At 63.3% G+C, this 25,837-nt stretch carries 25 protein-coding genes; 11 read left to right on the top strand and 14 right to left on the bottom strand.

Annotated elements, in window-relative coordinates; translation table 11 throughout:
* Nucleotides 1-5: 5 nt before the first annotated feature.
* The 5 genes from BJI47_RS14260 to sdhC all read right to left on the bottom strand — a co-directional run bounded on the left by BJI47_RS14260 (nucleotide 6) and on the right by sdhC (nucleotide 4,887).
* On the bottom strand, nucleotides 6-1,307 hold the full coding sequence (locus BJI47_RS14260; protein WP_088944619.1) for a D-alanyl-D-alanine carboxypeptidase family protein: 1,302 nt from the start codon (nucleotides 1,305-1,307) through the stop codon (nucleotides 6-8).
* A gap of 165 nt (nucleotides 1,308-1,472) precedes the next feature.
* A complete protein-coding gene (locus tag BJI47_RS14265) occupies nucleotides 1,473-2,252 on the bottom strand; it encodes a succinate dehydrogenase iron-sulfur subunit (protein WP_084349039.1) in 780 nt (259 codons plus the stop codon).
* A 1-nt stretch (nucleotide 2,253) separates the two neighbouring features.
* Nucleotides 2,254-4,005, bottom strand: a complete 1,752-nt coding sequence (gene sdhA, locus BJI47_RS14270) for a succinate dehydrogenase flavoprotein subunit (RefSeq protein ID WP_088944348.1) — start codon at nucleotides 4,003-4,005, stop codon at nucleotides 2,254-2,256.
* 16 nt (nucleotides 4,006-4,021) lie between these two features.
* On the bottom strand, nucleotides 4,022-4,477 hold the full coding sequence (locus BJI47_RS14275) for a succinate dehydrogenase hydrophobic membrane anchor subunit (protein WP_084349041.1): 456 nt from the start codon (nucleotides 4,475-4,477) through the stop codon (nucleotides 4,022-4,024).
* Nucleotides 4,477-4,887, bottom strand: coding sequence for a succinate dehydrogenase, cytochrome b556 subunit (gene sdhC, locus BJI47_RS14280; protein WP_088944620.1), 411 nt, complete (start codon nucleotides 4,885-4,887; stop codon nucleotides 4,477-4,479). Before sdhC ends, BJI47_RS14275 begins: the two co-directional genes overlap by 1 nt.
* A gap of 262 nt (nucleotides 4,888-5,149) precedes the next feature.
* Here sdhC and BJI47_RS14285 point away from each other — a divergent pair, with 262 nt between their 5' ends.
* Genes BJI47_RS14285 through BJI47_RS14295 form a run of 3 tightly spaced genes read left to right on the top strand, consistent with a single transcriptional unit; the run spans nucleotide 5,150 to nucleotide 8,009 of the window.
* Nucleotides 5,150-5,563 carry a cytidine deaminase gene (locus tag BJI47_RS14285; RefSeq protein WP_088944621.1) on the top strand — a complete coding sequence of 138 codons (414 nt, stop codon included), beginning with the start codon at nucleotides 5,150-5,152 and terminating at the stop codon, nucleotides 5,561-5,563.
* On the top strand, nucleotides 5,556-6,839 hold the full coding sequence (locus BJI47_RS14290; protein WP_088944349.1) for a thymidine phosphorylase: 1,284 nt from the start codon (nucleotides 5,556-5,558) through the stop codon (nucleotides 6,837-6,839). Before BJI47_RS14285 ends, BJI47_RS14290 begins: the two co-directional genes overlap by 8 nt.
* A gap of 45 nt (nucleotides 6,840-6,884) precedes the next feature.
* Nucleotides 6,885-8,009 (top strand): adenosine deaminase, encoded by a 1,125-nt coding sequence (locus tag BJI47_RS14295; protein WP_088944350.1) that lies wholly within the window; start codon nucleotides 6,885-6,887, stop codon nucleotides 8,007-8,009.
* Between the two features lie 7 nt (nucleotides 8,010-8,016).
* Here the strand turns inward: BJI47_RS14295 and BJI47_RS14300 are convergent, their stop codons facing one another.
* From BJI47_RS14300 to BJI47_RS14320, 5 genes are read right to left on the bottom strand one after another with little or no spacing between them, the layout of a single operon-like run.
* Nucleotides 8,017-9,270 carry a primosomal protein gene (locus BJI47_RS14300; protein ID WP_088944351.1) on the bottom strand — a complete coding sequence of 418 codons (1,254 nt, stop codon included), beginning with the start codon at nucleotides 9,268-9,270 and terminating at the stop codon, nucleotides 8,017-8,019.
* 15 nt (nucleotides 9,271-9,285) lie between these two features.
* Entirely contained in the window at nucleotides 9,286-9,591 is a 306-nt protein-coding gene (locus BJI47_RS14305) for a YbaB/EbfC family nucleoid-associated protein (protein ID WP_254900604.1), read from the bottom strand.
* A complete protein-coding gene (locus tag BJI47_RS14310) occupies nucleotides 9,588-9,911 on the bottom strand; it encodes a hypothetical protein (protein ID WP_088944353.1) in 324 nt (107 codons plus the stop codon). Before BJI47_RS14310 ends, BJI47_RS14305 begins: the two co-directional genes overlap by 4 nt.
* On the bottom strand, nucleotides 9,908-11,101 hold the full coding sequence (locus BJI47_RS14315; protein WP_088944354.1) for a C40 family peptidase: 1,194 nt from the start codon (nucleotides 11,099-11,101) through the stop codon (nucleotides 9,908-9,910). The genes BJI47_RS14310 and BJI47_RS14315 overlap by 4 nt, the downstream gene beginning before the upstream one ends.
* On the bottom strand, nucleotides 11,098-11,397 hold the full coding sequence (locus BJI47_RS14320) for a type VII secretion target (RefSeq protein WP_088944355.1): 300 nt from the start codon (nucleotides 11,395-11,397) through the stop codon (nucleotides 11,098-11,100). Before BJI47_RS14320 ends, BJI47_RS14315 begins: the two co-directional genes overlap by 4 nt.
* A 97-nt stretch (nucleotides 11,398-11,494) precedes the next feature.
* On the opposite strand from BJI47_RS14320, the gene upp reads away from it, so the two are divergent.
* Complete coding sequence (upp, locus tag BJI47_RS14325; RefSeq protein ID WP_088944356.1) at nucleotides 11,495-12,118, top strand: uracil phosphoribosyltransferase; 624 nt, start codon at nucleotides 11,495-11,497, stop codon at nucleotides 12,116-12,118.
* 53 nt (nucleotides 12,119-12,171) lie between these two features.
* A complete protein-coding gene (locus BJI47_RS14330) occupies nucleotides 12,172-13,017 on the top strand; it encodes a DUF2797 domain-containing protein (protein WP_254900605.1) in 846 nt (281 codons plus the stop codon).
* Here the strand turns inward: BJI47_RS14330 and BJI47_RS14335 are convergent.
* Together BJI47_RS14335 and BJI47_RS14340 are read right to left on the bottom strand one after the other, a co-directional pair.
* A complete protein-coding gene (locus BJI47_RS14335; protein ID WP_088944357.1) occupies nucleotides 12,999-14,618 on the bottom strand; it encodes a phospho-sugar mutase in 1,620 nt (539 codons plus the stop codon). The genes BJI47_RS14330 and BJI47_RS14335 overlap by 19 nt on opposite strands.
* On the bottom strand, nucleotides 14,615-15,427 hold the full coding sequence (locus BJI47_RS14340) for a purine-nucleoside phosphorylase (protein WP_254900628.1): 813 nt from the start codon (nucleotides 15,425-15,427) through the stop codon (nucleotides 14,615-14,617). The genes BJI47_RS14335 and BJI47_RS14340 overlap by 4 nt, the downstream gene beginning before the upstream one ends.
* Before the next feature lie 143 nt (nucleotides 15,428-15,570).
* On the opposite strand from BJI47_RS14340, the gene BJI47_RS14345 reads away from it, so the two are divergent.
* The 3 genes from BJI47_RS14345 to BJI47_RS14355 are packed head-to-tail and all read left to right on the top strand — an operon-like array spanning nucleotide 15,571 to nucleotide 18,658.
* Nucleotides 15,571-16,275: an enoyl-CoA hydratase/isomerase family protein gene (locus tag BJI47_RS14345; RefSeq protein WP_088944358.1), complete on the top strand. Its 705-nt coding sequence runs from the start codon at nucleotides 15,571-15,573 to the stop codon at nucleotides 16,273-16,275.
* A 50-nt stretch (nucleotides 16,276-16,325) separates the two neighbouring features.
* Nucleotides 16,326-17,498 carry a M20 family metallopeptidase gene (locus BJI47_RS14350; RefSeq protein ID WP_088944359.1) on the top strand — a complete coding sequence of 391 codons (1,173 nt, stop codon included), beginning with the start codon at nucleotides 16,326-16,328 and terminating at the stop codon, nucleotides 17,496-17,498.
* A gap of 5 nt (nucleotides 17,499-17,503) precedes the next feature.
* Nucleotides 17,504-18,658, top strand: coding sequence for a M20 family metallopeptidase (locus tag BJI47_RS14355; protein ID WP_088944624.1), 1,155 nt, complete (start codon nucleotides 17,504-17,506; stop codon nucleotides 18,656-18,658).
* 3 nt (nucleotides 18,659-18,661) lie between these two features.
* On the opposite strand, the gene BJI47_RS14360 is transcribed toward BJI47_RS14355, so the two are convergent.
* Nucleotides 18,662-19,126, bottom strand: coding sequence for a gamma-glutamylcyclotransferase (locus BJI47_RS14360; RefSeq protein ID WP_084346807.1), 465 nt, complete (start codon nucleotides 19,124-19,126; stop codon nucleotides 18,662-18,664).
* 171 nt (nucleotides 19,127-19,297) lie between these two features.
* On the opposite strand from BJI47_RS14360, the gene BJI47_RS14365 reads away from it, so the two are divergent.
* From BJI47_RS14365 to BJI47_RS14375, 3 genes are all read left to right on the top strand, one after another.
* Nucleotides 19,298-20,701, top strand: coding sequence for an NAD(P)H-quinone dehydrogenase (locus BJI47_RS14365; protein WP_088944360.1), 1,404 nt, complete (start codon nucleotides 19,298-19,300; stop codon nucleotides 20,699-20,701).
* A 160-nt stretch (nucleotides 20,702-20,861) separates the two neighbouring features.
* Nucleotides 20,862-22,043 (top strand): PLP-dependent aminotransferase family protein, encoded by a 1,182-nt coding sequence (locus tag BJI47_RS14370; RefSeq protein ID WP_088944361.1) that lies wholly within the window; start codon nucleotides 20,862-20,864, stop codon nucleotides 22,041-22,043.
* Between the two features lie 525 nt (nucleotides 22,044-22,568).
* Nucleotides 22,569-24,176, top strand: a complete 1,608-nt coding sequence (locus tag BJI47_RS14375) for an AMP-binding protein (protein WP_088944625.1) — start codon at nucleotides 22,569-22,571, stop codon at nucleotides 24,174-24,176.
* A gap of 152 nt (nucleotides 24,177-24,328) precedes the next feature.
* Here BJI47_RS14375 and glpK read toward each other — a convergent pair whose 3' ends face one another.
* Nucleotides 24,329-25,834: a glycerol kinase GlpK gene (gene glpK, locus BJI47_RS14380; protein WP_088944626.1), complete on the bottom strand. Its 1,506-nt coding sequence runs from the start codon at nucleotides 25,832-25,834 to the stop codon at nucleotides 24,329-24,331.
* Nucleotides 25,835-25,837: the final 3 nt, after the last annotated feature.

The following is a 25,837-nucleotide window of genomic DNA, read 5'->3' on the forward strand; positions in this document are numbered from 1 at the left end:
TGGGTTCATCGGCGCCGGTTGAGTTGACGCGCCCCCAGCATCAGCCCGAGCACTACGAGTAGCCCGATAGCACCGATCCCGACCCGGACAGCCGTGTCCCCGCTCGACTCCACAGCGGACGCACGGCTGATCGACCCAGCATCCGCGGGCGGAGCTGCGAGCGCAGGGGCGGGGGTGATGGTTCGTGTGCTCGTGACGGCGCCGACCGAATCGGGGTCTACCAGCGTGCCGATACTCGTCCCTGATGGAAGCGCAAATCCGTAGTCCAGCAGGCGTGCCGCTTGCTCCGAGGGGCGGATGGGCAGGACGTCGCCCTGCATGATCGTCACCGCCAACCGTCTCCCGTCCTTCTGCGCACCACCGACGAAAGTTTGCCGGGCGTCATCGGTATAGCCGGTCTTGCCGCCGAGAGCGCCTTCGTAGTTGTAGAGGAGTTGATTGTCGTTCGACAGGATGAAGCCCGGGCGGTCTTGATCTTCCGGGATGCTGGGATCCTTGGGGAACCCTGGGAATTGAACATTCTCGGTCGAGATGAGCGCGGCGAAGGTCGGGTTTTCGAGTGCGGCACGGAAGAACAACGCGAGGTCGTAGGCCGAACTGGACATCCCTGGTGCGTCGAGGCCGGACGGCGTTGCAGTGTGCGTGTCCAGCGCACCCAGCGACTCGGCGAGCGCGTTCATCTTTTTCACCGTCGCGGCATCACCACCCAATTGGGTCGCCAGAGCGTGGGCAGCGTCATTTCCAGAGGCCATCACGAGACCCTGCATCAGCTGAAAGTTGCTGTAGACGCCGTCTTTGCCGATTCCGACCGCGCTACCTTCGGCATTGGCATCCTCTGCCGTCGCGACGACGACTTTGTCGAGATCGAGTTCGTCCAATGCCACCAGTGCCAACAGGATCTTGATGGTGCTCGCGGGCCGATAGCGGCCGTGTGGGTCCTTCGCGGCGATGACGTCTCCGGAATCGAGATCCGAGAGCACCCACCCGGTCGCGGAAATATCGGCGGGAAGCGGAGGCGCGTCGTCCGGGGTGATGGTTCCACATCGGCTCAGTTGGGAGCCACCGATTGGGTCGGCGGGGACGGGCCGCGGCGCAGGAACCGTCTCACCTGGCGACGGCACCTCGGAGAGGTCGATTGCCGGAGGCGGCGACGTGACGAACGGGCAGTCGTCGGTGTTCGGCGTCGTGAACGGTGGAGTCGTGACGGCCGGAGGCTCGGCAGCAGGCTGCGCGAGGGCAGGGCTGCCCACGGCGAACAGGGCAGCGGACGTGGCGAGGGCAGCGGTCACCCGGAGGATCGTTCTCATCGCGAACCACCGTATGCGGTCCGATCGGCGAATCTGCGCCGACCCACCGAATGCCCCGATCGTGCTCACTGCTGTATCGATTGCGCCCGTCGACTCTGAACCGCAAGAAAGGCGCATTCATACGATCGAATCGTATGAATGCGCCTTTCTTGCGGTTACAACAACTTAGCGAGCGAAGAGCAGAGCCCGCTTCACTTCCTGGATCGCCTTTGTCACCTGAATGCCACGAGGGCAAGCATCGGTGCAGTTGAAGGTGGTGCGGCAGCGCCACACGCCTTCGACGTCGTTGAGGATGTCCAGACGCTCGGATGCACCTTCGTCGCGGCTGTCGAAGATGAACCGGTGCGCGTTGACGATGGCGGCGGGTCCGAAGTAGCTGCCGTCACTCCAGAACACGGGGCACGAGGTGGTGCAGCAGGCGCACAGAATGCACTTGGTGGTGTCGTCGAACCGAGCACGGTCGGCGGCAGACTGGATACGCTCACGCGTCGGCTCGTTGCCCGTGGTCATCAAAAACGGCTTGACCGCACGGAACGCGTCGAAGAACGGCTCCATGTCGACGATCAGATCCTTCTCGACCGGAAGACCCTTGATGGGCTCGATCGTGATGGTCAGCGACTTCGACGAATCCTTCGGAAGCATGTCGCGCATCAGCACCTTGCAGGCGAGACGGTTGACTCCGTTGATACGCATCGCGTCACTGCCGCAGACGCCGTGGGCGCAGGAGCGACGGAAGGTCAGCGTGCCGTCGAGGTAGCCCTTGACGTACATCAACAGGTTCAGCAGGCGGTCGGTCGGCAACGTCGGGACCTGGAAGCTGTCCCAGCGCTGTCCGTCGCCGCTCTCCGGATTGAAGCGGGCGATCTTGAGAGTCACCATGACCGCGCCGTTGGGAACGGGCGGCTGCGAGGACTGGTCTGCCTTGTCGAGAGTAGGGGCGCTCATATCAGTACTTCCGCTCCATCGGCTCGTAGCGGGTCTGCACTACTGGCTTGTAGTCCAGACGGATGTCGGTCAGCAGACCTTCGCCTTGCTTGTAGGCCATGGTGTGCTTCATGTATTCCGCGTCGTTGCGGTCCGGGTAGTCCTCACGAGCGTGTCCGCCACGTGATTCCTTGCGGTTGAGTGCACCGACGACGGTGACCTCCGCCATTTCGAGCAGGAACCCGAGCTCGACGGCCTCGAGGAGGTCGCTGTTGTACCGAGCTCCCTTGTCCTGCACCGTGATGTGGTTGTAACGCTCCTTGAGGGCGCGAACATCCTTCAGCGCGGTCTCGAGTCGCTCCTCGGTACGGAATACCGAGGCGTTGTTGTCCATCGACTGCTGCAGTTCGGTCCGAATGTCGGCCGCACGCTCGTGGCCGTGATCGGACAAAACGAGTGCGAGCCATTCTTGGACCATCTTCGCCGGCTCTTCGGGCAGCGGCGTGAAGTCGACTGAGTTGGCATGCAGAGCTGCGGCGATTCCGGCGCGACGGCCGAAGACGTTGATGTCCAGAAGCGAGTTGGTGCCGAGGCGGTTGGCACCGTGCACCGAAACACATGCACACTCGCCGGCCGCGTACAGGCCATGCACGATGTCGTCGTTGTTGCGCAGAACCTCACCGTTGATCTTGGTGGGGATACCGCCCATGACGTAGTGGCACGTCGGGTAGACCGGCACGGGCTCCTTGACCGGATCCACACCGAGGTAGGTGCGGGAGAACTCCATGATGTCGGGGAGCTTCTCGTCCAGAACTTCTTCTGGGATGTGCGTGACGTCGATGTAGACGTAGTCCTTGTTGGGGCCGCCGCCACGTCCTTCGAGAACTTCGAGGACCATCGACCGCGCAACGATGTCGCGGGGTGCGAGATCCTTGATGGTCGGGGCATAGCGCTCCATGAAGCGCTCGCCCGATTCGTTACGAAGGATGCCTCCCTCGCCGCGAACGGCTTCGGAGATCAGAATCCCCAGACCGGCGAGGCCTGTCGGATGGAACTGATGGAACTCCATGTCTTCGAGCGGGAGGCCCTTACGGAAGACGATGCCCATGCCGTCACCGGTGAGGGTGTGGGCGTTGGACGTCGTCTTGTACATACGTCCCGAGCCGCCGGTTGCGAAGATGATCGACTTGGCGTGGAAGATGTGCAGCTCACCGGTAGCGAGCTCGTACGCGATGATGCCGGTTGCTACCGGACCGTCTTCGGTCTCGGTGAGGCACAGATCGAGCGCGTAGAACTCGTTGAAGAACTCGACGTCGTGCTTGACGCAGTTCTGGTAGAGCGTCTGCAAGATCATGTGTCCGGTGCGGTCGGCGGCGTAACACGCACGGCGAACGGGTGCCTTGCCGTGGTCACGGGTGTGGCCGCCGAAGCGACGCTGGTCGATCTTGCCCTCGGGCGTGCGGTTGAACGGCAGGCCCATCTTCTCGAGGTCGAGAACGGCGTCGATCGCTTCCTTGGCCATGATCTCCACAGCGTCCTGGTCGGCGAGATAGTCGCCACCCTTGACGGTGTCGAACGTGTGCCACTCCCAGTTGTCTTCCTCGACGTTGGCGAGGGCCGCGCACATTCCGCCCTGAGCTGCGCCGGTGTGTGAACGAGTGGGGTAGAGCTTGGTCAGAACTGCGGTGCGGGCGCGGGGCCCGGCCTCGATGGCCGCTCGCATGCCTGCGCCACCGGCGCCGACGATGAGCACGTCATAACGATATTCCTGCATGAATGCTTCAGTTCCCTTAGCTCGCCGAAATGTTCGGATCGAAGGTGAAGATGACGTACGTACCCAGGCCCATGATGAGAATCATGGACAGCACGAGCAGTGTCGTCAGCCAGAATCGCGTCGAATCCTTGCGTGAATAGTCCGCGATGATCGTCCGCAGACCGTTGCCGCCATGCAACTGAGCAAGCCAGAGCATGGAGAGGTCCCAGAACTGCCAGAACGGGCTCGACCAGCGGCCCGCTACGAATGCGAAGTTGATCCGGTGCACACCCTCGTCGAGCATCAGCATGATGAACATGTGGCCCAGGACGAGGACGACGAGCGCCAACCCTGAGAAGCGCATGAACAGCCACGCGTAGAGCTCGAAGTTGCTCCTCGACTTACGGCGCGGGGAACGTGGGTTGTCCAGACTTGCCGGACGGTCGTAGATCTTGCCGAGGGACTTGGCCTCGGGTCCGTGTGTCATTGCCATCAGTGCCCGCTCGCTGTGAACATGTTGTAGAAAATTCTGCCTGCCCCCGGAACCATGACCACGATCCATACCGCGGCGATGACCCACAACATCAACTTCTGGTACTTCGGTCCCTTGGACCAGAAGTCCACCAGCATGACGCGGATGCCGTTGAGTGCGTGATAGAGCACCGCAGCGACGAGACCGAGCTCCATCAACCCCACGAGTGGGGTCTTGTAGGTGTCGATGATCGCGTCGTACGTTTCGGGGTTGACACGAACCATTGCCGTGTCCAAGACGTGGACGAACAGGAAGAAGAACGTCAACACGCCCGTGATTCGGTGTAGGACCCAGGACCACATTCCCGGATCACCGCGGTACAGCGACCGCTTTCGCTCCTTGGCCGGAGCGGCTTCCGTCGTGCTACTCATCGAGTGCAATGCCTCCAACGTCATTGATGGACGCATCGAGCCTGGGCCCCGGACTGTGACCGGCTCGATTTGTCTTACTCCGGCTCAACGGTTACGGAAGAGCCTCTGTCTTCGAACTGTAATCCCCATGGAAACACGGAACTAATTCGACTCGAGGTTCGTACCGACCCCAAAATCTTTGTTAGGTATGCCTTCCCAATTTTACGTGATCGGTTCAGTAGTGAGGCTGCGCGCGACGGATCTTCGTGATTTGATTGCGGGTATGCCGGAAGTTGACTGGAAAACGTTGCGAGACAATGCTCATCGAGTTATGAGGCAAGCCTATGCACCGTATTCGAACTACCCCGTGGGTGCGGCCGCGCTCGTAGACGATGACCGAATCGTGACGGGATGCAATGTGGAGAATGTCTCATATGGTTTGGGGCTGTGCGCAGAGTGCGGACTGATCTCGAACCTGCATTCCACCGGCGGCGGACGTCTGGTCGCCTTCACCTGCTGCGACAGTCGCGGTGCGAAGTTGATGCCGTGCGGCCGATGTAGGCAACTTCTGTACGAATTCGGCGGCGCGCAGTTGATCGTCGACACCGACGCCGGCCCTGTGCCGCTCGGCGATCTACTGCCCTCCGCATTCGGCCCCGACGATCTCGCAGCGGGACGGGAAGGCGAGCATGTCTGACGCCGTATCGATCATCGCCGCCAAGCGCGACGGACACATACTGACCAAGCGGCAGATCGACTGGGTCATCGACGGGTTCACTCGCGGCACCGTCGCCGACGAGCAGATGTCCGCACTCGCGATGGCCATTGTGTGGCGGGGTCTCGACCGGAGAGAGCTGAGCGACTGGACGGCCGCGATGATCGACTCGGGCAGCAGGATGGACTTCTCCGATATCGCTCGACCGACCGTCGACAAGCACTCGACCGGAGGCGTCGGCGACAAGATCACCTTGCCGTTGGCTCCGCTCGTCGCCGCATGTGGAGCGGCGGTGCCGCAGCTGTCCGGTCGGGGCCTCGGCCATACCGGTGGCACCCTCGACAAGCTCGAGTCCATCGCCGGGTGGCGCGCAGACCTGAGCGCAGAGGAGATCCACTCGATTCTGGCCGATTCGGCTGTGGGCGCGGTGGTGTGCGCAGCGGGTGCCGACCTGGCGCCCGCAGACAAGAGGCTCTATGCACTTCGCGACGTCACCGGAACCGTGGAATCCATTCCGCTGATCGCCAGCTCGATCATGAGCAAGAAAATCGCCGAGGGAACCAGCGGGCTGGTGCTCGACGTCAAGGTCGGGGCAGGTGCCTTCATGAAGAACATCGACGACGCTCGTGAACTCGCTACGGCCATGGTTGCTCTCGGCTCCGATGCCGGGGTGCGCACAGTCGCACTTCTCACCGCGATGGACGCCCCGCTGGGGATGACTGCGGGCAATGCTCTCGAAGTCGAGGAATCGCTCGAGGTGCTGAGCGGCGGCGGCCACGCGGACATCGTCGAGCTGACGATCACACTGGCCCGAACCATGTTGACCGTGGCCGGTATCGAGGGAATCGACCCCGCGGACAAGCTTGCCGACGGCTCCGCGATGGATCGGTGGCGAGCGATGGTGGCCGCCCAGGGTGGAGATCCGGATGCGCCGCTTCCGGTGGCGAAGGAATCTCGGACCGTCACGGCCGAGCAGGACGGTTTCATCACCGAACTCGACGCCATGGCGGTGGGCGTCGCGGCCTGGAGGTTGGGTGCCGGACGTGAGCGACAGGGGGAGCCCGTTCAGGCCGGTGCGGGGGTACGCCTGCATGCCAAGCCGGGAGATCGAGTTGTTGCCGGCCAGCAGCTCGCCACGCTCTACACCGACACGCCGGAGAAGTTCGACTATGCGACCGAGGCGATCGACGCGGCCTGGGGCATCAGTGATTCGGCGCCCGTCCGATCGCCGATCGTGCTCGATCGTGTCGGCCGGTAGGTCGAGCCCAGGACAGCTCGGTCTCGGCGGGCTACCGTTCACGATATGAGCACTGCCGAGATTTTTTCGACACCTTCCGGCGGCGCGATGCCGCTCGACATGAATTCCATCAAGACTGCTCCGAAAGCGCTGCTTCACGATCATCTCGATGGTGGATTGCGCCCGCAGACGGTTCTCGAACTCGCCGATCAGTGCGGATACGACGATCTTCCCGCGACCGACGGTGCGGCGCTGGGGGAGTGGTTTCGCAATGCCGCCGACAGTGGTTCCCTCGAGCAATATCTCGAGACTTTTGCCCACACCGTAGCGGTGATGCAGACAGCCGAGGGCCTTTCGCGGGTAGCCCAGGAATGCGCCGAGGATCTGGCCGACGACTCGGTCGTCTATGCCGAGGTTCGATTCGCACCCGAACAGCATCTCGAGCGGGGGCTCTCGCTGGACGAGGTCGTCGAACATGTACTGGCGGGCTTTCGTGCCGGAGAATCTGCAGCGCAAGTGAAAGGCAAGCGTATTCAGGTGGGGTGCCTGCTCACCGCCATGCGGCATGCTGCACGCTCGCGGGAGATCGCCGAACTGGCCGTACGGTTCCGTGACCGCGGCGTCGTCGGCTTCGACATCGCCGGCGCCGAGGCCGGGTTCCCTCCGAGTCGCCACCTGGCTGCGTTCGAATACATGCGAGCAGCCAACGCACACTTCACAATTCATGCCGGCGAGGCCTTCGGTCTGCCGTCCATTCAAGAGGCTGTCGCATTCTGCGGCACGGATCGGCTCGGTCACGGTGTCCGGATAACCGACGACATCACCGTCGCGCCCGACGGCACGGCATCACTGGGACTACTCGCCGCCTACGTTCGGGACACGCGGATGCCCCTCGAATTGTGTCCGAGTTCGAACGTGCAGACCGGAGCCGTGGAGAGCCTGCAGAAGCATCCGTTCGATCTGCTTGCCAGACTCCGGTTCCGTGTCACGGTGAACACCGACAATCGGCTCATGAGCGACACCTCGATGAGCCGTGAAATGCACAAGCTGGTCACCACATTCGGCTACGGATGGACCGATCTCGAGCGCTTCACCATCAATGCCATGAAGTCGGCATTCATCCCGTTCGACGAGCGTCTCGAGATCATCGACGACATCGTCAAGCCCGGCTACGCAGTACTGATCGGCTAGCGGAACTTCACTCCTTGCGCAGACGCCCCTCGAACTCGCGCTCGAGTTCACGCCACGCCTCCGACTCGACATGGAACGGGGCACTGGGCGCGAGCCTGTTCGGATCGGGCTCGAGAGTGTAGGACACGAACCAGCCCAGCGGGGTGGAACTCGCCAGTGCCGTTTCGACGGAATCGTCCTCCGCGAAGTCGGCTGCGTCGGTGAACAACTCCACTGCAAGATCGAGCTGATCCGCGTCGACGACTGTGGGCCCGTCGGCCAGATCGTCCGCCAGTCCGGGAAGGACGTACACGTTCTCGTCGGTCACCTCGATACGGAGCGAGCCGTCCACCGCGGCGGTCTGTACTTCGGCGTACGTACTCACCTTCGCCAGTTCGTGGTCATGGTCGTCGGCGAGGTAGCGAGCCAGCGCGCGTTCGGATCCGAAGACGGTGATGGTGCCGGCGCGGCCGAGGAAGATCGGATCGTCGTCGATGTAGCAGCGCAGTGTGTAGAGCGTTTCGTCCGAGGTGATGATCCGGATCGGGTCGATGCCGACAGTGGTCCAGAAGCTCTCCTCCGCGGCTGCGTCGGCGATGGGATCCGGGGTTTCGTCGTCGGTCTCGTCGTCGTCATCGGATTCTTCGTCGTTCGATACATCGTCGACGTCGACGATGTTCTCCGCGGCCGCGAGCAGTTCCGCTTCGGCCACGTCGACGGCCGCGCTGTCGACATCAGGTGTTGTCACGACCGAGTCGATGGCGTCGATCACCGCACCCCAACTCTTCGCGATCGAGGTGCCGATTCGATCCCAGAGGTCCTGACCGTCCTTGCCCAGGTATGCCTCCACGCCCATTCCCACAGATCCCAGATGTGGGTTGCCGGCGAAAAATGCGGTGACCGTGCTCAGTTCACAGACATCACCGAGGGTCTGGACCATTTCGAACGTTGCCGCGAGCTCGCCGAGGACATCGGAGTCGGGATCCTCGGCGACCAGTTCGGGAACACCGACGAGGTCGAAACGGTGAAGATCATCGGGTTCGAGTTCATTGGCTGCGAGAGCCGAGACCACGGTCCACGAGGGGTGGTCGACGAGGTCGTTGTCGCTGTCGTTTCTGATGAACGCCGCGAGGTGCGCGACGGCCTCGAATCCGTAGAGGTCCTCGTCGCGTCCGAGGAATGCTTCCCACTCGTCGTCTCCTTCGTGCCACTCCGGAGCCCAGAGGGTGACGAAGTCGCCGCGGGTGAGACGGAGTTCGATCGGGATGATGTCGCCAGCCATGGCCGGAAGCCTATCTCAGGTCGCCGATAGCGAACTTCGCATCCGTTCGAGGATCCACCGACGCTGGTCGAGGGCATCGCGAGAAGCAGCGGTGGCGACTTCGGTGATGGACTCGGTGAGTTTTCGTGCGGACTGGCGAGAGAGATCTTCGGCCAATTCCAGACCCACCATCGCCCCGGTGCTGTCGACCGTCACACCGACCAGCCCATCTGCCGAATGCCTGGTGATGCGCAGGTGTGCGAGCCCCTCCGAGGCGAGGTGCATGGTGTCCAGGGCGAGGTCGGCTCGGGACACAAGTGCTTCGACGGCGTTATCGGTCATACCGACCTCAGCCAACTCGTCGGTGCAGGTTCTACGTCCAGTCGCCGATTCTCTTCAGCGGCTACCGTCGAGGCCCGCGGCAGCCCGAGGCGATCGAGAATGTGGGCCTCCATACCGTCGTTTTCGAGAAGGGCGCGGCGCTCGGCTTGCGCGAGTTCGGTGGCACGCGCGCACAAGTGCAGGATTGTTCGGGCCAATTCTGTTCCACCGTAGTGTAATTCGCGTTGATCGACATGGATTTCCGTCGGGAGTCCACTTTCGGTGGCTCGGACGCGAACCGAGTCCGAACGCGTGGCAGCAGTAGCCGAGATCTCGATCATTCGGTCGGCCTGTAGAAGCCTTTGAAGCCCATACCGCTGTTGGTGGTGCGGATATCGCTGACCTGCACGGGATCTCCAGCTTCGACGAATTGTCCGTTGCCGATCACCATGGCGACGTGACCGTCCCAGATTGCAAGATCTCCGGGCATGACCTCGTCCTGGGCGACCGGGGTGCCGATAGTTTGTTCCTGCGCCAGGCGGGGTAGTTCGACGCCCTGCTCCGCGTAGGCCCACTGAGTGAGGCCGCTGCAGTCGAGGCCGCGGCCAGGCTCGGTACCGCCCCACACGTACGGCGTGCCTTGTTGGCTCAGTGCGTTTCTTACCGCGCCCGCTGCCTGTTCGTTCGGAGCCGTCACGACGCTTCCGTCGGGAAGCGCGACCTCGACGCCCGTGCCCTTCGCGCCGACATCACTGGGCTCACGCGGTGGTGCGCCGCGGTACATCGCCGGCCCCTGATTCGGCATCGTTGCGGTGGGTGACGTCGTTGCGTTGGGTGAGGAGAGCAGGTTCGACGCACTGTCCGGGGTTATCGACGACGGGGGCATCGACGACGGGGGAGCGGAGACCGATTGAGCGAAGTTGCGCACGAACTGGCCTGCGGGATCGGAATTTGTGGGTGCTGTCGGTGCAGGCCCGACCGGTGGCGCTGCCGCAGGTCGTGTCGAAGCTTCGGTGCCTGCAGGGGCAGGTACCGAGGGCGGCGCGAGATATCGCCCGACCTCGGCCGCGTGCACTGCAAGCTCGGCTCGAACCCGCGCCACGACGGCAAGCGCGCGTTCCAAGTGCTCGATGGCTGCCGCGATGACCATCGACTGACCGGCAGGGGTGACGAGCGCCGGGGCCGCAGCGACGGCAATGGACACGAACGACTGAAGTATGCCGTTCAATTCGACGATCCCGGCCTGGACCTTCTCACACGCTCGATCCACGACGGTGGCGATCTCGTTGCCGTGATCGGCAAGTGCGATGGCGCTCCTGTGGGTGGCACCGGTCAACTCGATTGCTGCTATTGCTGCGGGTCCGCTCCACGAACCGGCCAGCTCGGCCACGGCGTTCACCCCGATCCGCTCGACCGAATCCAATGCGGAGGAGGAGGAACGAATGACGTCGGCGGGTCCGCCGGTGGGAATCTCACCCGACCCGAAGGCGCCGAGGAGGTCGATGATCGGACGAGTCAGTACGTCGATCACAGTAGGTGCCCGGCTGCTGCCGTGTCTGTTGCCTGGTAACCGGCAGCCGAACCCGCGGCCGCGCTACCGATGCTGCTCAGCACTTCGGCCAGGCGTGCCAACGCGGCGGTATGGGCGGTGTGGGCGGCGGTGAAGGCGGCCAGGAACTCGGTGCCGATTGCCCCGAACACCGGTGTCAGGACGGCGGGACCGCAGGCTGTGGCCGCTGCCGCGGCGCTCGTCACGTGCGCGGACATCGCCCCGGTCGTCGCGGAATACGCGAGTATTCCAGCCGCTGTTGCCGATACTTCTGCCATCGGTGTTCCCCTCGGGACTGTTCTGCGTACGAAATGGATCTACACAGGTTTTGACGCAAGTGAGGCCCGATCGGTTCCCGCACTTATCCTTCTTCTCATGGATACACATGTCGTCGAACATCCCTTGGCTGCTGCCCTACTGACGACGATGCGCGACGAGCGCAGCGACAACGCAACTTTTCGGTCGGCACTGCGCCAGCTCACCCACATGTTGGTGTACGAGGCCACCAGGGACGCCGCGATCACCACGTTCGAGGTGAAGACGCCGGTCGCGGTTACGCAGGGGACCCGTCTGTCGCAGCCGCCGCTGCTCGTGCCGGTCTTGCGTGCCGGGCTCGGCATGGTCGAGAAGGCGAGCGGTTTGATTCCTCAGTCCCGCGTCGGCTTCGTCGGAATGGCGCGCGACGAGAAGACTCATGAGCCGGTGCCGTACATGGAGTCGCTGCCCGAGGATCTGTCGAGCACCCCGGTCTATGTTCTCGATCCGATGCTCGCCACGGGTGGGTCGATGGTGCGCACCATCGAGTTGTTGGTGGAGCGAGGCGCGGCAGATGTCACTGCAATTTGTGTGGTGGTCGCCCCCGAGGGGGTCACTGCCCTCGAGAACTCGGGACTACCGGTTCGGCTCGTCACCGCCAGTATCGACGAGCGACTCAACGACGAGGCCTTCATCGTCCCGGGTCTCGGTGATGCGGGCGACCGCCAGTTCGGCCCACGCTGAGCACGTCACTCGTCCTCGGCGTAACCTGGCCGGCCAGTGAAGGCGACCCGCGTTTGCGCGTCGTAGATGTTCTTTCGCGTGAGGTCGATTATGTAGAACTGCGCGGCGGTCGTGTCGGGTTCGAGGCGCTCGGGCCGCAGCGGTGGTGCACGGGACGGATCGCATTCCGTAAAGGCGCGCCCTCCGAGTACGTACCGTGCCCCGAGCAGTTGCCGGTCGAGTCAGGTTCGCAGTGCGAACGGTGCGAGTCGAAGGACTCGTTTCGTTTCGTCCACACGATCCATCGCGGAGGCTTCGTCTCCCGTGAGCTCGAAGCCCATGTCATGCAGCCACATTGGCTGTACATCGCGACCTTCGCGAACGGGGTGCACAAGGTCGGCACTGCGGCCGACACCCGCAAATGGGCCAGGCTTGCCGAGCAAGGGGCCATATGCGCGCGCTACGTCGCGTGGGCAGCGGACGGAAAGGTGGTTCGGGTACTCGAAGATCGGGTGACCGAGCAACTGCAGGTGCGGCAGTCCGTGCGATCCTCGGTCAAAGCTGCGGCGCTCGCACTGCCCGTCGACACCGCCCGTCTCGACGCTGCGACGATGCGTCTGGCCGATCGAGTGCGGGACTCCCTTGCGCCGCCGGTCGGTGAGGACACCTATCGCACGGTGGACGAATCATGGCAGGTAGCTGGATTCCGTGAGCTCGCCACCGGCAACCGCGTCTGTTATCCGAGCGATCTCACGACCGGCTCGCACGGCTTCACCGTGCGCGCATGCATCGGACAAGCTGCGGTGGTGGACGTCGACGGCGCTTCCTACGTTGTGGACCTGCACGAACTGAAGGGCCGTCGGGTTCGGTTCGGTGATCACGAATCCACGTTGCCTGCGGTTCAGTCCGCGCTCTTTTGAAACAGGCTGGTCGCGAACTTTCGCAACGCGGCGAGCACAGCGTCGGCTTCGGCACGCACGGCGGACAAGTCTGCGCGGTCGCGGACCGGGAGAACAACCTCGAGGTACGCCTTGACCTTCGGTTCGGTTCCCGACGGACGCACGATGACGCGGATGCCATCTCCTGCCAATTCGACGGCATCGGTCTGTAGGGGGCCGTCGTCGGCGAGTAGGTCGGTGACCGTGATGGAGGTGCCCGCCAGTTCGGTGGGTGGCTTCGCGCGGAGTCGTTCCATCATGAGCGCGATGTCGGCGAGATCATCCACTCGGGCGGAGACCTGCGCTCCGGCGTGAACACCGAATTCGAGCGCCAGGTCGTCGAGGACATCGCCCAGGGTACGGTTCTCGGCCGCGAGCAAGGCGACGAGGTCTGCGAGGACGACAGCTGCCGAGATCCCGTCCTTGTCGTTGACGAACGAAGGGTCGACGCAGTGGCCGATTGCTTCTTCGTAGGCGTAGACCAGACCTTGGCCGGCGCGAACCAGCCACTTGAATCCGGTCAACGTACGAGCGTAGCGCGCGCCACGAGCAGGGGCGAGGACGGAGAGAAGTCGAGAAGAAACGATGGTGTTCGCAACCAACGAGTCCGGGGGCGCGGTGTGGAGTATGTGGTTGGCCAGCAGTGCTCCGGTTTCGTCTCCGCTGAGCATTCGCCACCCCGACGGCCCCGGCACGCCTATCGCGCATCGATCTGCGTCGGGATCGAGTGCAATCGCGAGATCTGCCTCCACCTCGGCGGCAAGGGCCAACAGTTTGTCCGCTGCCCCGGGCTCTTCCGGGTTGGGAAAGGCGACGGTCGGAAACTCGGGATCGGGCTCGAATTGATCGGCCACAACATGGACGTCTCGGAATCCGAGGCCGCGTAGCGCAGTGAGCGCGAACTCACCGCCGACGCCGTGCATAGGCGTCAGAGCAATCCGAATGTGCTGCTTCTGTGAACGGACCAGCGCAGGAAGTCGGTCAAGATATTGTGCTGTGACGCTCGATCCACCCGGTGAGACGAAGGTACGAGGCACGTCCACCGCGGGGCCGACGGCCGCGATCTCGGCCTCGATTTCCTTGTCGACCGGCGGGATGATTTGTGCACCACCGCGGAGGTAGACCTTGTAACCATTGTCGGCAGCAGGATTGTGCGAGGCGGTGATCTGGATGCCGAGGTCGGCATCGAGCGAGCGGACCGCGAATGCGAGCACCGGTGTAGGGAGTGGTCGAGGTAGTAGAACTACAGAAAAGTCCTGTGCAGCAAAGGTTTCCGCGGCTGCAGTGGCAAAGGCGTCCGATCCGTGCCGTGCATCACGACCCACGACGACGGTCGATCCGCCCAGCCCCTGCTTCTGCAGCCACGCGGCAATCCCCATCGAGGTGCGCACCACGACGGCGACATTCATTCCGTTGGGGCCGGCTCGAACCTCGCCGCGCAGACCCGCGGTGCCGAAGCTCAACGGAGCGCGAAACCTCTCACGTAGTTCGTCTTCCGGCAGTGAAGCCAATTCCGCACGCGTCGACGGGTCGGGATCACCTGCGATCCATTCCGCGACCTGCTGCGCCAATTCGGCCGTCACAGCGTCGACACCAGCTGATGCAGAAATGCACCCATCCGCGAAGCCGCTGTCTTCCCTGCTGCGAGCACCTCTTTGTGGTCGAGGTGGTCACCGGTTATTCCTGCGGCAAGATTGGTGACGAGAGAAAGCCCGAGAACGCGAGCTCCGAGGGCCCGCGCTGCGATCGTCTCGTGGACGGTGGACATACCGACCAGATCGGCACCCATCGTGCGCAGCATTCGAATCTCGGCGGGCGTTTCGTAATGTGGCCCTGGCAGTCCCGCGTACACGCCCTCTTCCAGCGAGGGGTCGATGCGGCGCGCCAGCGCGCGAAGTTCTGGCGAGTAGGCGTCGACCAGGTCGACGAACTCGGCACCCGTCAACGGCGAGCGTGCGGTGAGATTGAGATGGTCGGAGATGAGAACCGGTTGGCCGACGTGCATTCCATCTCGGATTCCACCCGCGGCGTTGGTGAGAACGACCGTGGTAGCCCCGGCCGCGATGGCCGTCCGCACCGGATGCACGACTCGGGCCAAGTCGTGCCCTTCGTATGCGTGAATACGGCCCTGCAACAGCAGCGCATGTGTGCCGTCGACGCTCACCGAGGTGACGGTTCCGGAGTGTCCGGATGCGGAGGGGGGACTGAAGCCCGGAAGGTCGGCCATGGCGATGGTCGCAGTCGGGGAACCGAAACGATCCGCTGCGGCCTGCCAGCCGGATCCCAGCACGATCGCCACCGCATGAGATGCGACACCGGTGGCCTCCGTGATCGCTGCTGCAGCGCGCGCCGCGGCGTCCTGAGGGTCGAGGGTCGGATCTGCTGGGTCGATGTTCGTTGTTCCCACGGGAAGCAACCCTAGGAGATGTGCGACCGTTTCCGCAGTAGGCCATGCGATGCCTTCGGTGGGCTCGGGATCGAGCTCGGTCGGGCAGACCTTCACCGAATGAAGTTACCGCCGGGTAGTATCCCTCCATGCCTTATCTCGAACATGACGGTGACGTGCACATCCTGTACCTCGGTGCACAGGACTCAGCTCAGAACCCGGAGAACCGGTTCCATCCGGACTGGATCGAGGGCGTGCACGCTCTTCTCGACGAGGTCGAATCGATATCGGGGCCCGGGGCACTGGTGACCACCGCAACGGGAAAGTTCTTCACCAACGGCCTCGACACCGACTGGCTTTTCGCCAACCTCGACAAGATCACCGGCTATCTGGACCGGGTGCACACGCTCTACACCCGGCTGCTCACGTTCCCGATGGCGACGATTGCAGCTGTCCAAGGCCACGCATTCGGCGCAGGCGCCATGTTCGCGACGGCTCACGACTTCCGGGTCGTCCGCGTCGACCGCGGCTTCTACTGCCTGCCCGAGGTGCAACTGAACATGCCGTTCACCGTCGGCATGTCGTCCCTGATCACCAGCAGGCTCCCCAAGCAGACGGCCATCGAGGCAATGACCACGGGTCGACGCTTCGGCGGAGCAGATGCCGTCACAGCCGGCATCGCCGACGTTGCTGTCGACGAGGACGCCGTGTTGTCCTGCGCTGTCGAGCGCGCCACGGCGTTGACGAGCACGCGCGGTGACAACCTTGCGGGAATCAAGCGCGCCATTCACGGTGATCTTCTTGCCGCGCTGAACACTCCGACCGACGAGAGTAATTTCGCATTCGGCAAGTAACGGGCCGCGCTGGATTCAGCTTCGGAGAGCACTAGTGACAGACTGAGCCGGTGATCGTCGAGACCGATGCCGGAGTGCAGCGCGCTGCAACTGATCTGCTTGCGTTGTCGCACTCGATTCATTCCGAGCCGGAACTGGCGTTCGAAGAGCACCGCAGTGCAGCGAAGGTCTGCGACCTTCTTCGCGATCGTGGCTTCGCCGTCACCACGGGCGTCGCCGACCTGCCGACCGCGTTCACCGCGACGTACGGCAGCGGCGAGTTGGTCGTTGCCCTCTGCGCTGAATACGACGCCTTGCCGGAGATCGGCCACGCCTGCGGCCACAACATCATCGCCGCATCCGCCGCCGGCGCGGCGATCGCGTTGGCTCCGCTCGCCGAGCGGCTCGGTATCACCATTCGAGTACTCGGAACTCCCGCCGAGGAAAGTGGTGGAGGAAAAGTGCTGATGCTCGAACGCGGCGTCTTCGACGGCGTGGCCGCGGCGCTGATGGTTCATCCCGGCCCGTTCGACATCGTGGGTGCAACTTCGCTCGCGTTGTCCGACATAGCCGTGTCGTTCACCGGCCGCGCCGCACATGCATCTGCAGCCCCTGAATGGGGAATCAATGCCGGTGATGCGGTGACCGTCAGCCAGGTTGCAATCGGCCTGCTGCGTCAGCATCTGGCGCCGGGGCAGCAGTTGCACGGAATCGTGACCGAAGGCGGGCTCGCGCCCAACATCGTGCCCGGGCACGCTGAGCTTGCCTACTACCTGCGGGCGAACACCTCGGAATCATTGGCGGCGTTGACCTCCAAGGCGCATGCGTGTTTTCAGGCCGGTGCGATCGCTACCGGTTGCACCCACCAGATTCGTACCGTATCGCCGATCTACACCGAGCTGACACCCGATCCGTGGCTCACCGCCACCTATCGAGACGAGGTCGAGTCGATCGGCCGCACACCCCTGGCACCCGAGTTGGAAGGATTCCGCCCTCTGGGCAGCACCGATATGGGAAATGTGACGAAGGTTCTGCCCGGGGTACACCCGGTGATCGGTCTCGACTCGGGCGGCGCCGTCACGCACCAGCCGGAGTTCGCCGCAGCGTGCATCACCGAGTCGGCGGACACGGCCGTACTCGACGGCGCCCGATTACTTGCACGAACGGTGGTCCGTACGGCCCTCGACGCAGACACAAGGAGCCGGTTGCTCGAAGGCGTCGAAGCTCGGATGACGGCTCGATGACCGATCTGCATACCGCTGTCGACGCCTGGATTCTCGACCACACCGCCGAATTGTCGTTGTGGCGACGCCATATTCACGCGCATCCGGAGTTGGCGCGTCAGGAATACGCGACAACTGCTTTCGTCGTCGGGCACTTGGAGGCCGCCGGGCTGTCGCCGAAGCTTCTCCCCGGTGGAACAGGTTTGACCTGTGATATCGGACCGAGCGGACCACGGGTGGGTTTGCGGGCGGACATGGATGCGCTCCCGTTGCAAGAATTCACCGGTGCAACCTATGGCTCGACCGTTCCCGGGGTTTCCCACGCATGCGGCCACGACGCGCACACGACGGTGTTGCTCGGAACCGCGTTGGCCTTGGCGTCGCTGCCCGATCTGCCGTTCGGTGTTCGGTTGATCTTCCAGCCGGCCGAGGAGGTCATGCCGGGCGGGGCTTTGGACGTCGTGGCGGCCGGTGCGCTCGAGGGCGTATCGAAGATCTTCGCCCTGCATTGCGATCCTCGGCTCGAGGTGGGCAAGGTCGGTGTGCGGGTCGGTGCCATCACGTCGGCGGCCGACACCGTCGAGCTTCGGCTGGACTCGCCCGGTGGCCATACTTCGCGACCTCACCTGACCACGGACCTCGTTTATGCACTCGGCACGGTCATCACCGGCCTGCCGGGGATGCTCAGCCGCCGAATCGATCCGCGGACAAGCACAGTGATGGTGTGGGGCGCAGTCGTGGCAGGCCAGGCGCCCAACGCTATTCCGCAGAGCGGCATGCTCACCGGCACCGTACGCACCGGTGATCACGAGACCTGGGCTCTGCTCGAACCCCTGGTCGGCGAGATCGTGGCTGGTCTTCTGGCGCCGACAGGGGTGCGTTACGAATTGCACTACAAGCGTGGGGTGCCGCCCGTGGTCAACGACCCGGCGGTGACGCGGACATTCGAAAACGCTATTCGACGCGTTGGACCGGCAGCGTTGGCCGATACCGCTCAGTCCGGTGGCGGCGAGGACTTCTCGTGGTATCTCGAAGACATTCCTGGAGCGATGGCTCGGCTCGGCGTGTGGTCCGGTACCGGTCCGCAGCTCGATATCCACCAGGCCACGTTCGATCTCGACGAGCGAGCGCTCGCCGTCGGTGTGAAGGTGATGACCGGACTCGCACTCGAACCGAACTGAAGTTCAGCTGGAGGTGCCGGGCCCGACGTTGCGACTGTTGCGTGTGCGCAATCCACGGACGTACTCTGCGGGAGCACCGGCGATTTCGGCTGCTTCGGCCATGACGCCCAGGTAGCGCGCAGACGGTAAGCCGCCCTCGTAGGCGTCGAGTACGTACAGCCAGGCCAGCACGGGGCCGTCCACGGTGTCGATGCGGAGCCGGACCTTGCGATGTATTCCGAGTTCGGAGCCCTCCCAGCGGTCGAGGCTCTCCTCGTCCTCTTCCGAGACGTCGTAGAGCACCACGAACACCTTCGAATCGGCGTCCTGCGCGACCGTTGCCAGTGCGCCTTCCCACCCGATGTCACCGCCGCCGAAGGTCAATCGCCAACCGTGTAGCCAGCCAGTTCCCGACGACGGGGAATGAGGGCAGCGCTGAAGCATTTGCTCCGGATGCATGTTGGACCCGTAGGCGGCATAGATTGGCACGTCGGCCAGCCTAAACCGTCCGGTGAATCGGCGCGGCGGCGGAAGGCCCGAGCGAGATGTTTCAGCAGGTGATACAGATGTTAACTAATCCTTACCGATGCGCGGAGACGTCGACTGGAATAGCGTTGGACCATAACTGTGCATTTTTTTGACAAACGTGGAAGAGGACAAATGACCCGGATCGTGATCATCGGTGGCGGACCCGCAGGGTATGAAGCAGCACTGGTGGCAGCGCAGCACGGGGGGACTGTGACGTTGGTCGATTCGGACGGCATCGGAGGTGCCTGCGTTCTGTGGGACTGCGTACCGTCGAAGACCTTCATTGCCTCGACAGGTATCAGGACCGAGATGCGACGAGCGAACGATCTGGGTATCGCGATGGATCCATCGCAGGCGACGGTTGCACTGCCGCAGATCCACGAGCGCGTCAAAGCGCTCGCGCAGGCGCAGTCCTCCGACATTGCAGCGAGGGTGCGCTCGGTCGGCGTCGAACTGATTTCCGGCCGCGCCGAAATGATCGACTCGCATGTCGGTATGGCCGCGCATCAGATTCGAGCGACCTCGGCGGACGGTTCGGAACGTGTACTCGACGCGGATGTCGTCTTGGTGGCGACCGGCGCGAGGCCACGTATCCTCCCGGGCGCGGAACCCGACGGTGACCGAATCTTGAACTGGCGCCAGCTCTACGACCTCGAGACATTGCCCGAGCATTTGATCGTGGTCGGGTCCGGTGTGACCGGTGCCGAGTTCGTCTCGGCTTACACCGAGATGGGCGTCAAGGTGACAGCAGTCTCCAGCCGCGACCGTGTGCTGCCGCACGAGGACGAGGATGCCGCGCTCGTGCTCGAGGACGCGTTCAACGAAAGAGGTGTCACTCTCGTCAAGCATGCGCGAGCAGAATCCGTCCAGCGGACCGAGAGTGGTGTGATCGTTCGCCTCGCCGACGGACGGACCGTCGAAGGTTCGCACGCGCTGATGACTGTCGGTTCCATTCCCAATACCTCCGGGCTCGGACTCGAGAAGGTAGGAATCGAACTGGATCGTGGCGGCTATCTACGTGTCGATCGAGTATCGCGGACCTCTGTTTCGGGCATTTATGCCGCGGGTGACTGCACGGGTCTGCTGCCTCTCGCCTCCGTCGCTGCGATGCAGGGACGTATCGCGATGTACCACGCTCTCGGTGAAGGTGTCACCCCGATCAAGCTGAAAACTGTTGCTTCAGCGGTGTTCACGCGTCCCGAGATCGCGTCGGTCGGGGTGAGCCAGTCCGCCATCGACAACGGCGACGTGCCGGCACGTACCGTCATGTTGCCCCTTGCCACCAACCCGCGAGCAAAGATGTCGGGCCTCAAGCGCGGTTTCGTGAAGATCTTCTGCCGACCGGCGACCGGTGTCGTGATCGGCGGGGTGGTTGTCGCTCCGACGGCGTCCGAGCTGATTCTGCCCATCGCCATGGCTGTTCAGAACAACCTGTCGGTCAACGATCTGGCGGCGACGTTCTCGATCTACCCATCGTTGACGGGGTCGATCACCGAGGCGGCAAGGCAACTGATGCGCCACGACGATCTGGACTGATGCGCAGGGTCAGTGTCAAATGTCTCATGATGTGAGAATTGAGTGTCATTCCTCGAGCAGGAGTGGCACAGTGAAGTGAGCCGACCACCATTCGGCTCACTTCATGCCCCAGCGGATCCTCGGGTACTTCGCAATCCGTACTCGATCCCTGGGAAAATCAATGACTTCCGCTCTGCCCTCGTTTGCCCGGCGTCTCGATTCGCTGAAGAGTTCTGCGATTCGAGACCTGCTCGCACTGACTGCGCGCGAGGACGTGATAAGTCTTGCTGGAGGTCTGCCGGCGACGGAGCTGATTCCCGCGCACCGCATTCGGCAAGCGGCGGAGGCGGTACTGAAGACACCCTCCGCGGTGCAGTACGGCGAAACCTCCGGTTGGCGTGGACTCCGCGAGATCATCGCAACCCGCGAATCCTGCTCGGTCGGAAGCGAAGTCACCTCTGACGAGGTCGTCGTCACGCACGGTTCTCAGCAAGCGCTCACCCTGCTCGCTCAGGTGCTGCTCGATCCCGGGGCTGTGGTCGTCGTCGATGAACCCGCGTACACCGGAGCACTGCAGGTCTTCTCGATCGCAGGTGCCGATATCCACGCAGTCCCGATAGGTGATGCGGGAATGGACACCGACGAATTGGCCCGCAAGTTGGAGGCCGGCCTTCGGCCCATACTCGTCCACACCGTGAGCAACTTTCACAATCCACGCGGCGTGACGATGTCGGATCTCGGCCGCAAACAGCTCGCCGCGCTCGCCGATCGCTACGGCTTCTGGATACTCGAAGACGACCCGTACGGCGAGTTGTGGTTCGGCGTGCAACCCCCGAAGTCCATAGCCGCGTACTCCGAACGCGTAATTCGGCTCTCCAGTGCGTCGAAGATCATCGCTCCTGCGCTTCGGGTCGGCTGGCTGACCGCACCGGTGGTTGTGTGCCAGGCCGTCGAATTACTCAAGCAAGGCGCCGACCTGTGCGGATCGTCGATGACCCAGCAGATGGCCGCCGACATGCTCGACGACGCTGCCTGGCTCGAGCGTCACCTCGGGGTCCTACGCTCGCAGTACAGTGCACGCGCACACGCCCTCGAAGATGCACTGAAAGGCACCTTCGGTGACCGAGTTGTCCTTTCACCCGCGACTGGCGGAATGTTCTTGTGGGCGGAGTTTCAGGACGGCACCGACACCACGGCATTGCTGCCGCGAGCGCTCGATCACGGCGTCGCCTTCGTCCCCGGGCGTGCCTTCGCGGACTCTCCCCAGTATTCAGGCGCGGCTCGATTGTGTTTCGCGAGTTCGTCTTCGGACATGCTCCGCGAGGCCGTGCGGCGACTGTCGGCCGCTCATACGCTGCCGTAGGTGCGGTCCACAGCGCATGCAGCAACCGCTCCTGCCACCACGCCGCCATATTCACTGGGAACCGAAACAACTCTCCGCGAGAGATCTCCGGTAAGTCCCGCAGACAGCCCGAAACGGCCGAGCAATCCTGACCGGGATTACGTCATATCCGTTTCTTCGGCCTTTGCGATCCGTTGCGCCAGAACAGCTTGACGTTCCGGAGATGCTTCGCCTCTACCATGAATCCCGCGCGAAGTACTAGGCATCGAAGTCGAAGAGTCAGCGCGTCGAAGAGTCAGCGCATCCGGTCGGTTGGGGGAGACCGAGGGTGCCGTAGCTCGGCCGGTCAGGAAGGTCGGACGAGGGGAAGTGTCAGTTGTGGAGACGCTGGCGGTCTGGAGAGTCGATCAGTGTCGTATCCCGTGCAACCGGTATGCGACCGAAACGGAACAAATCGGATTGTATTGCTCCGGTCAACCTAGAACGTGTTCTAAACTCGGGTCACCCGCTTCGAGATCGCGGTGCTGTCACTTGAAAGGAATGACGATGCAGTTCAACCTTGCCGACGTTTTCGAGACAGTCGCCGATGCAGTACCCGATCGCGTTGCATTGACCTACGAGGGTGAGAACCTCAGCTACGCCCAGTTGAACGCGGAGGCCAACCGGACCGCCCAGCTCCTCGCGCAGGCCGGCATCTCCCGAGGCCACCATGTCGCACTGTTTCTCAAAAACAGCGTAGAGCACGTGGCTTCCATCCTGGGATTGATCAAGATCCGCGCGGTCCCGATCAACGTCAACTACCGGTACACGCCCGCCGAACTCGAGTACATCTTCATCAACTCCGATTCGGTCGCGGTGGTCGTCGAACTCCCCGAGCATCAGCAAGTCCTTGCTTCTCTCTTGGACGCGTGCCCGATGATCCGGACGGTGTTCGTGATTGGCGAGATCGATCCCGAACTGTCGACCGCCGCGAAGGAGCACGCGGTTTCCGTGGTTTCATTCGCCGATGCTCGTGAACTGTCGCCCACAGCCGAGTTCGATTCCCGTACAGGCGACGACCTGTACCTGCTGTATACGGGAGGGACCACTGGATACCCGAAGGGTGTCATGTGGCGGCAAGACGACTTCTTCCGCAAGCCACTTTCCGGCGGAAACCCATACGGCGATGGGGCCCGACAGAACCTCGCCGAGATCGCCAGTGCTGCAAAGGAGTTTCCCGAACTCTCGTTCCTCATCGCCGCGCCCCTGATGCACGGTGCGGCGTTGTATTCGTTGTTCACCTTCTTCACCCTCGGCGCGCGCGTGGTCCTCAGGCGTGACTTCGATCCGCGCAAGGTCGTCGAATCGATCGAGAAGGATTCGGTGCAGGTGATCCTGATCGTCGGCGATGCTATGGGGCTGCCGTTGGTCGATGAGATGGAACGACGTAAGGGCGAGGTCGATCTCAGCTCCCTGTTCTCGATCGCCTCGGGCGGCGCGATCTGGTCCACCAGCGTTCGCGATCGCATGCTGGCGGTCAAACCGGACCTGCTGTTGCGGGACAACTTCGGCGCCTCGGAGTCTGGGAACGACGGCGCCTTCACCATCGACGAGGTCGGCACTCTGCGAATGCCACCCTCGCCGACCATGACCCTTGTCGACGAGCGTCTGAACGAGATTCCTGCCGGCTCCGAGGAAGTGGGCTATATCGCCCGGATCGGCAACGTCCCTCTCGGCTACTACAAGGACGAGGAGAAGACCGCCCGGACGTTCCCGACCCGCAGTGATGGCACCCGCCTGTCGGTGCTCGGCGACATGGGGAAGGTGGAAGCGGACGGCACGATAGTTTTCCTCGGACGCGGCTCACAATGTATCAACACCGGCGGCGAAAAGGTTTTCGCCGAGGAGGTCGAGGCCGCGCTCCACGCGCACCCGTCGATCAGCGATGCGCTCGTCGTCGCAACACCTGACCAGCGCATGGGCCAACAGGTCGCCGCGGTGATCGCAACCTATCCCGAGTCACCTGAACTAACCCTCGATGACGTTCAGGAGCACTGCCGTAAGACGCTGGCCGGCTACAAGATTCCGCGTTCGGTCGTGCTGGTCGAGGAGGTCAAGCGAACCCCGGCTGGCAAAGCGGACTATCGTTGGGCGACGACAGTGGCGTGCTCCTAGCAGCCCGGCGGAGCCGGGGGTTGCACGAGCACAGCGCATCGCGTGCGACCCCTCGGTGTCCCGATCAGCGATCCGGTATCGGATGGTGCCCCAGCTGGGCGAGCTGGGGTTGCGGATAGTCTCCGCGAGGCCGCGCGGCGGCTGTCGGCCGCTCATACGCTGTCGTAGGTACGTTCCACAGCGCGATTCCACTTGTCGTACATCGCCTCTCGGGCGTCGGATGCCAAATCGGGTTCCCAGGTCTTGTCTGCGGCCCAGTTCGCCACGATCTCGTCTTCACCGCTCCAGTAGCCGACGGCCAGACCTGCTGCGTAGGCCGCGCCCAGGGCTGTGGTTTCGTTGACGACCGGCCGGACCACCGGGACGCCGAGAACGTCGGACTGGAACTGCATGAGGAGCTCGTTGACGACCATTCCGCCGTCCACCTTCAAGGTCGTCAGCGTGACCTCGGAATCTGCGTACATCGCGTCGATGACTTCTCGTGTTTGAAATGCTGTCGCTTCCAACGCTGCTCGGGCGATGTGGCCCTTGTTGGCAAAACGCGTCAGGCCCGAGATGACTCCGCGCGCATCGGGCCGCCACCGAGGCGCGAACAGACCGGAAAACGCGGGAACGAAGTACACGCCGCCGTTGTCCTCGACCGTTCCCGCGAGGCGTTCGATATCTGCGGTGCGCTCGATGATGCCGAGGTTGTCGCGCAGCCACTGCACGAGGGAGCCGGTGACGGCCACCGAGCCCTCGAGAGCGTAGACAGCATCCATCTCGCCGAGCTTGTAACAGACGGTGGTGAGCAGTCCATGTTTACTGTGCACCGGCGTCGTCCCAGTGTTGAGTAGCAGGAAGTTTCCGGTGCCGTACGTATTCTTGGCCTCACCCGGGGACAGGCACGCCTGCCCGAATGTCGCGGCCTGTTGGTCGCCCAGAATTCCCGAGATCGGGACTCCGGCGAGCACACCCCGAGGACGAACCTCGGCATACACCTCGGAGGAAGTGCGTATCTCGGGCAGCATCGACATCGGAACCGCGAAGTCGGTGCAGATGTCCTCGCGCCAGGACAGTGTTTCGAGATCCATCAACAGCGTGCGAGACGCGTTGGTCACATCGGTGATGTGCTTACCGCCTTCGGCACCGCCGGTGAGGTTCCACAACACCCAGGAATCCATCGTTCCGAAGCAGAGCTCACCGGCTTCGGCACGTTCACGAACGCCGTCGACATTGTCGAGAATCCAACGAATCTTCGGCCCGGCGAAATACGTGGACAACGGCAGGCCGGTGATCCGTTGATAGCGGTCGGCGCCGTGGTCCCCGGCCAGCTCTCGACACAATTCGTCGGTACGCGTGTCCTGCCACACGATCGCGTTGTACACCGGTTTACCGGTGGTTCGATCCCAGACCAGCGTCGTTTCGCGCTGGTTGGTGATACCGACAGCAGCAATATCCTGCGCCTTGACGTCGGCATTCCCCAGAGCAGCGCCGACGACTTCGCGAACGTTTACCCAGATCTCCTCGGCGTCGTGTTCTACCCAGCCGGCGCGCGGGAAGATCTGACGGTGCTCCTTCTGCGCCGAGCCGACCGGCTTGCCGTCGTGGCCGAAAATGATGCAGCGAGAAGACGTCGTGCCCTGATCGATCGAGGCGATGAAGGTGCCGGCGGTCACGTC

The sequence above is a fragment of the Rhodococcus sp. 1168 genome (genome assembly GCF_002091955.1).
In the GTDB taxonomy this organism is placed as follows: Bacteria; Actinomycetota; Actinomycetes; order Mycobacteriales; family Mycobacteriaceae; genus Rhodococcoides.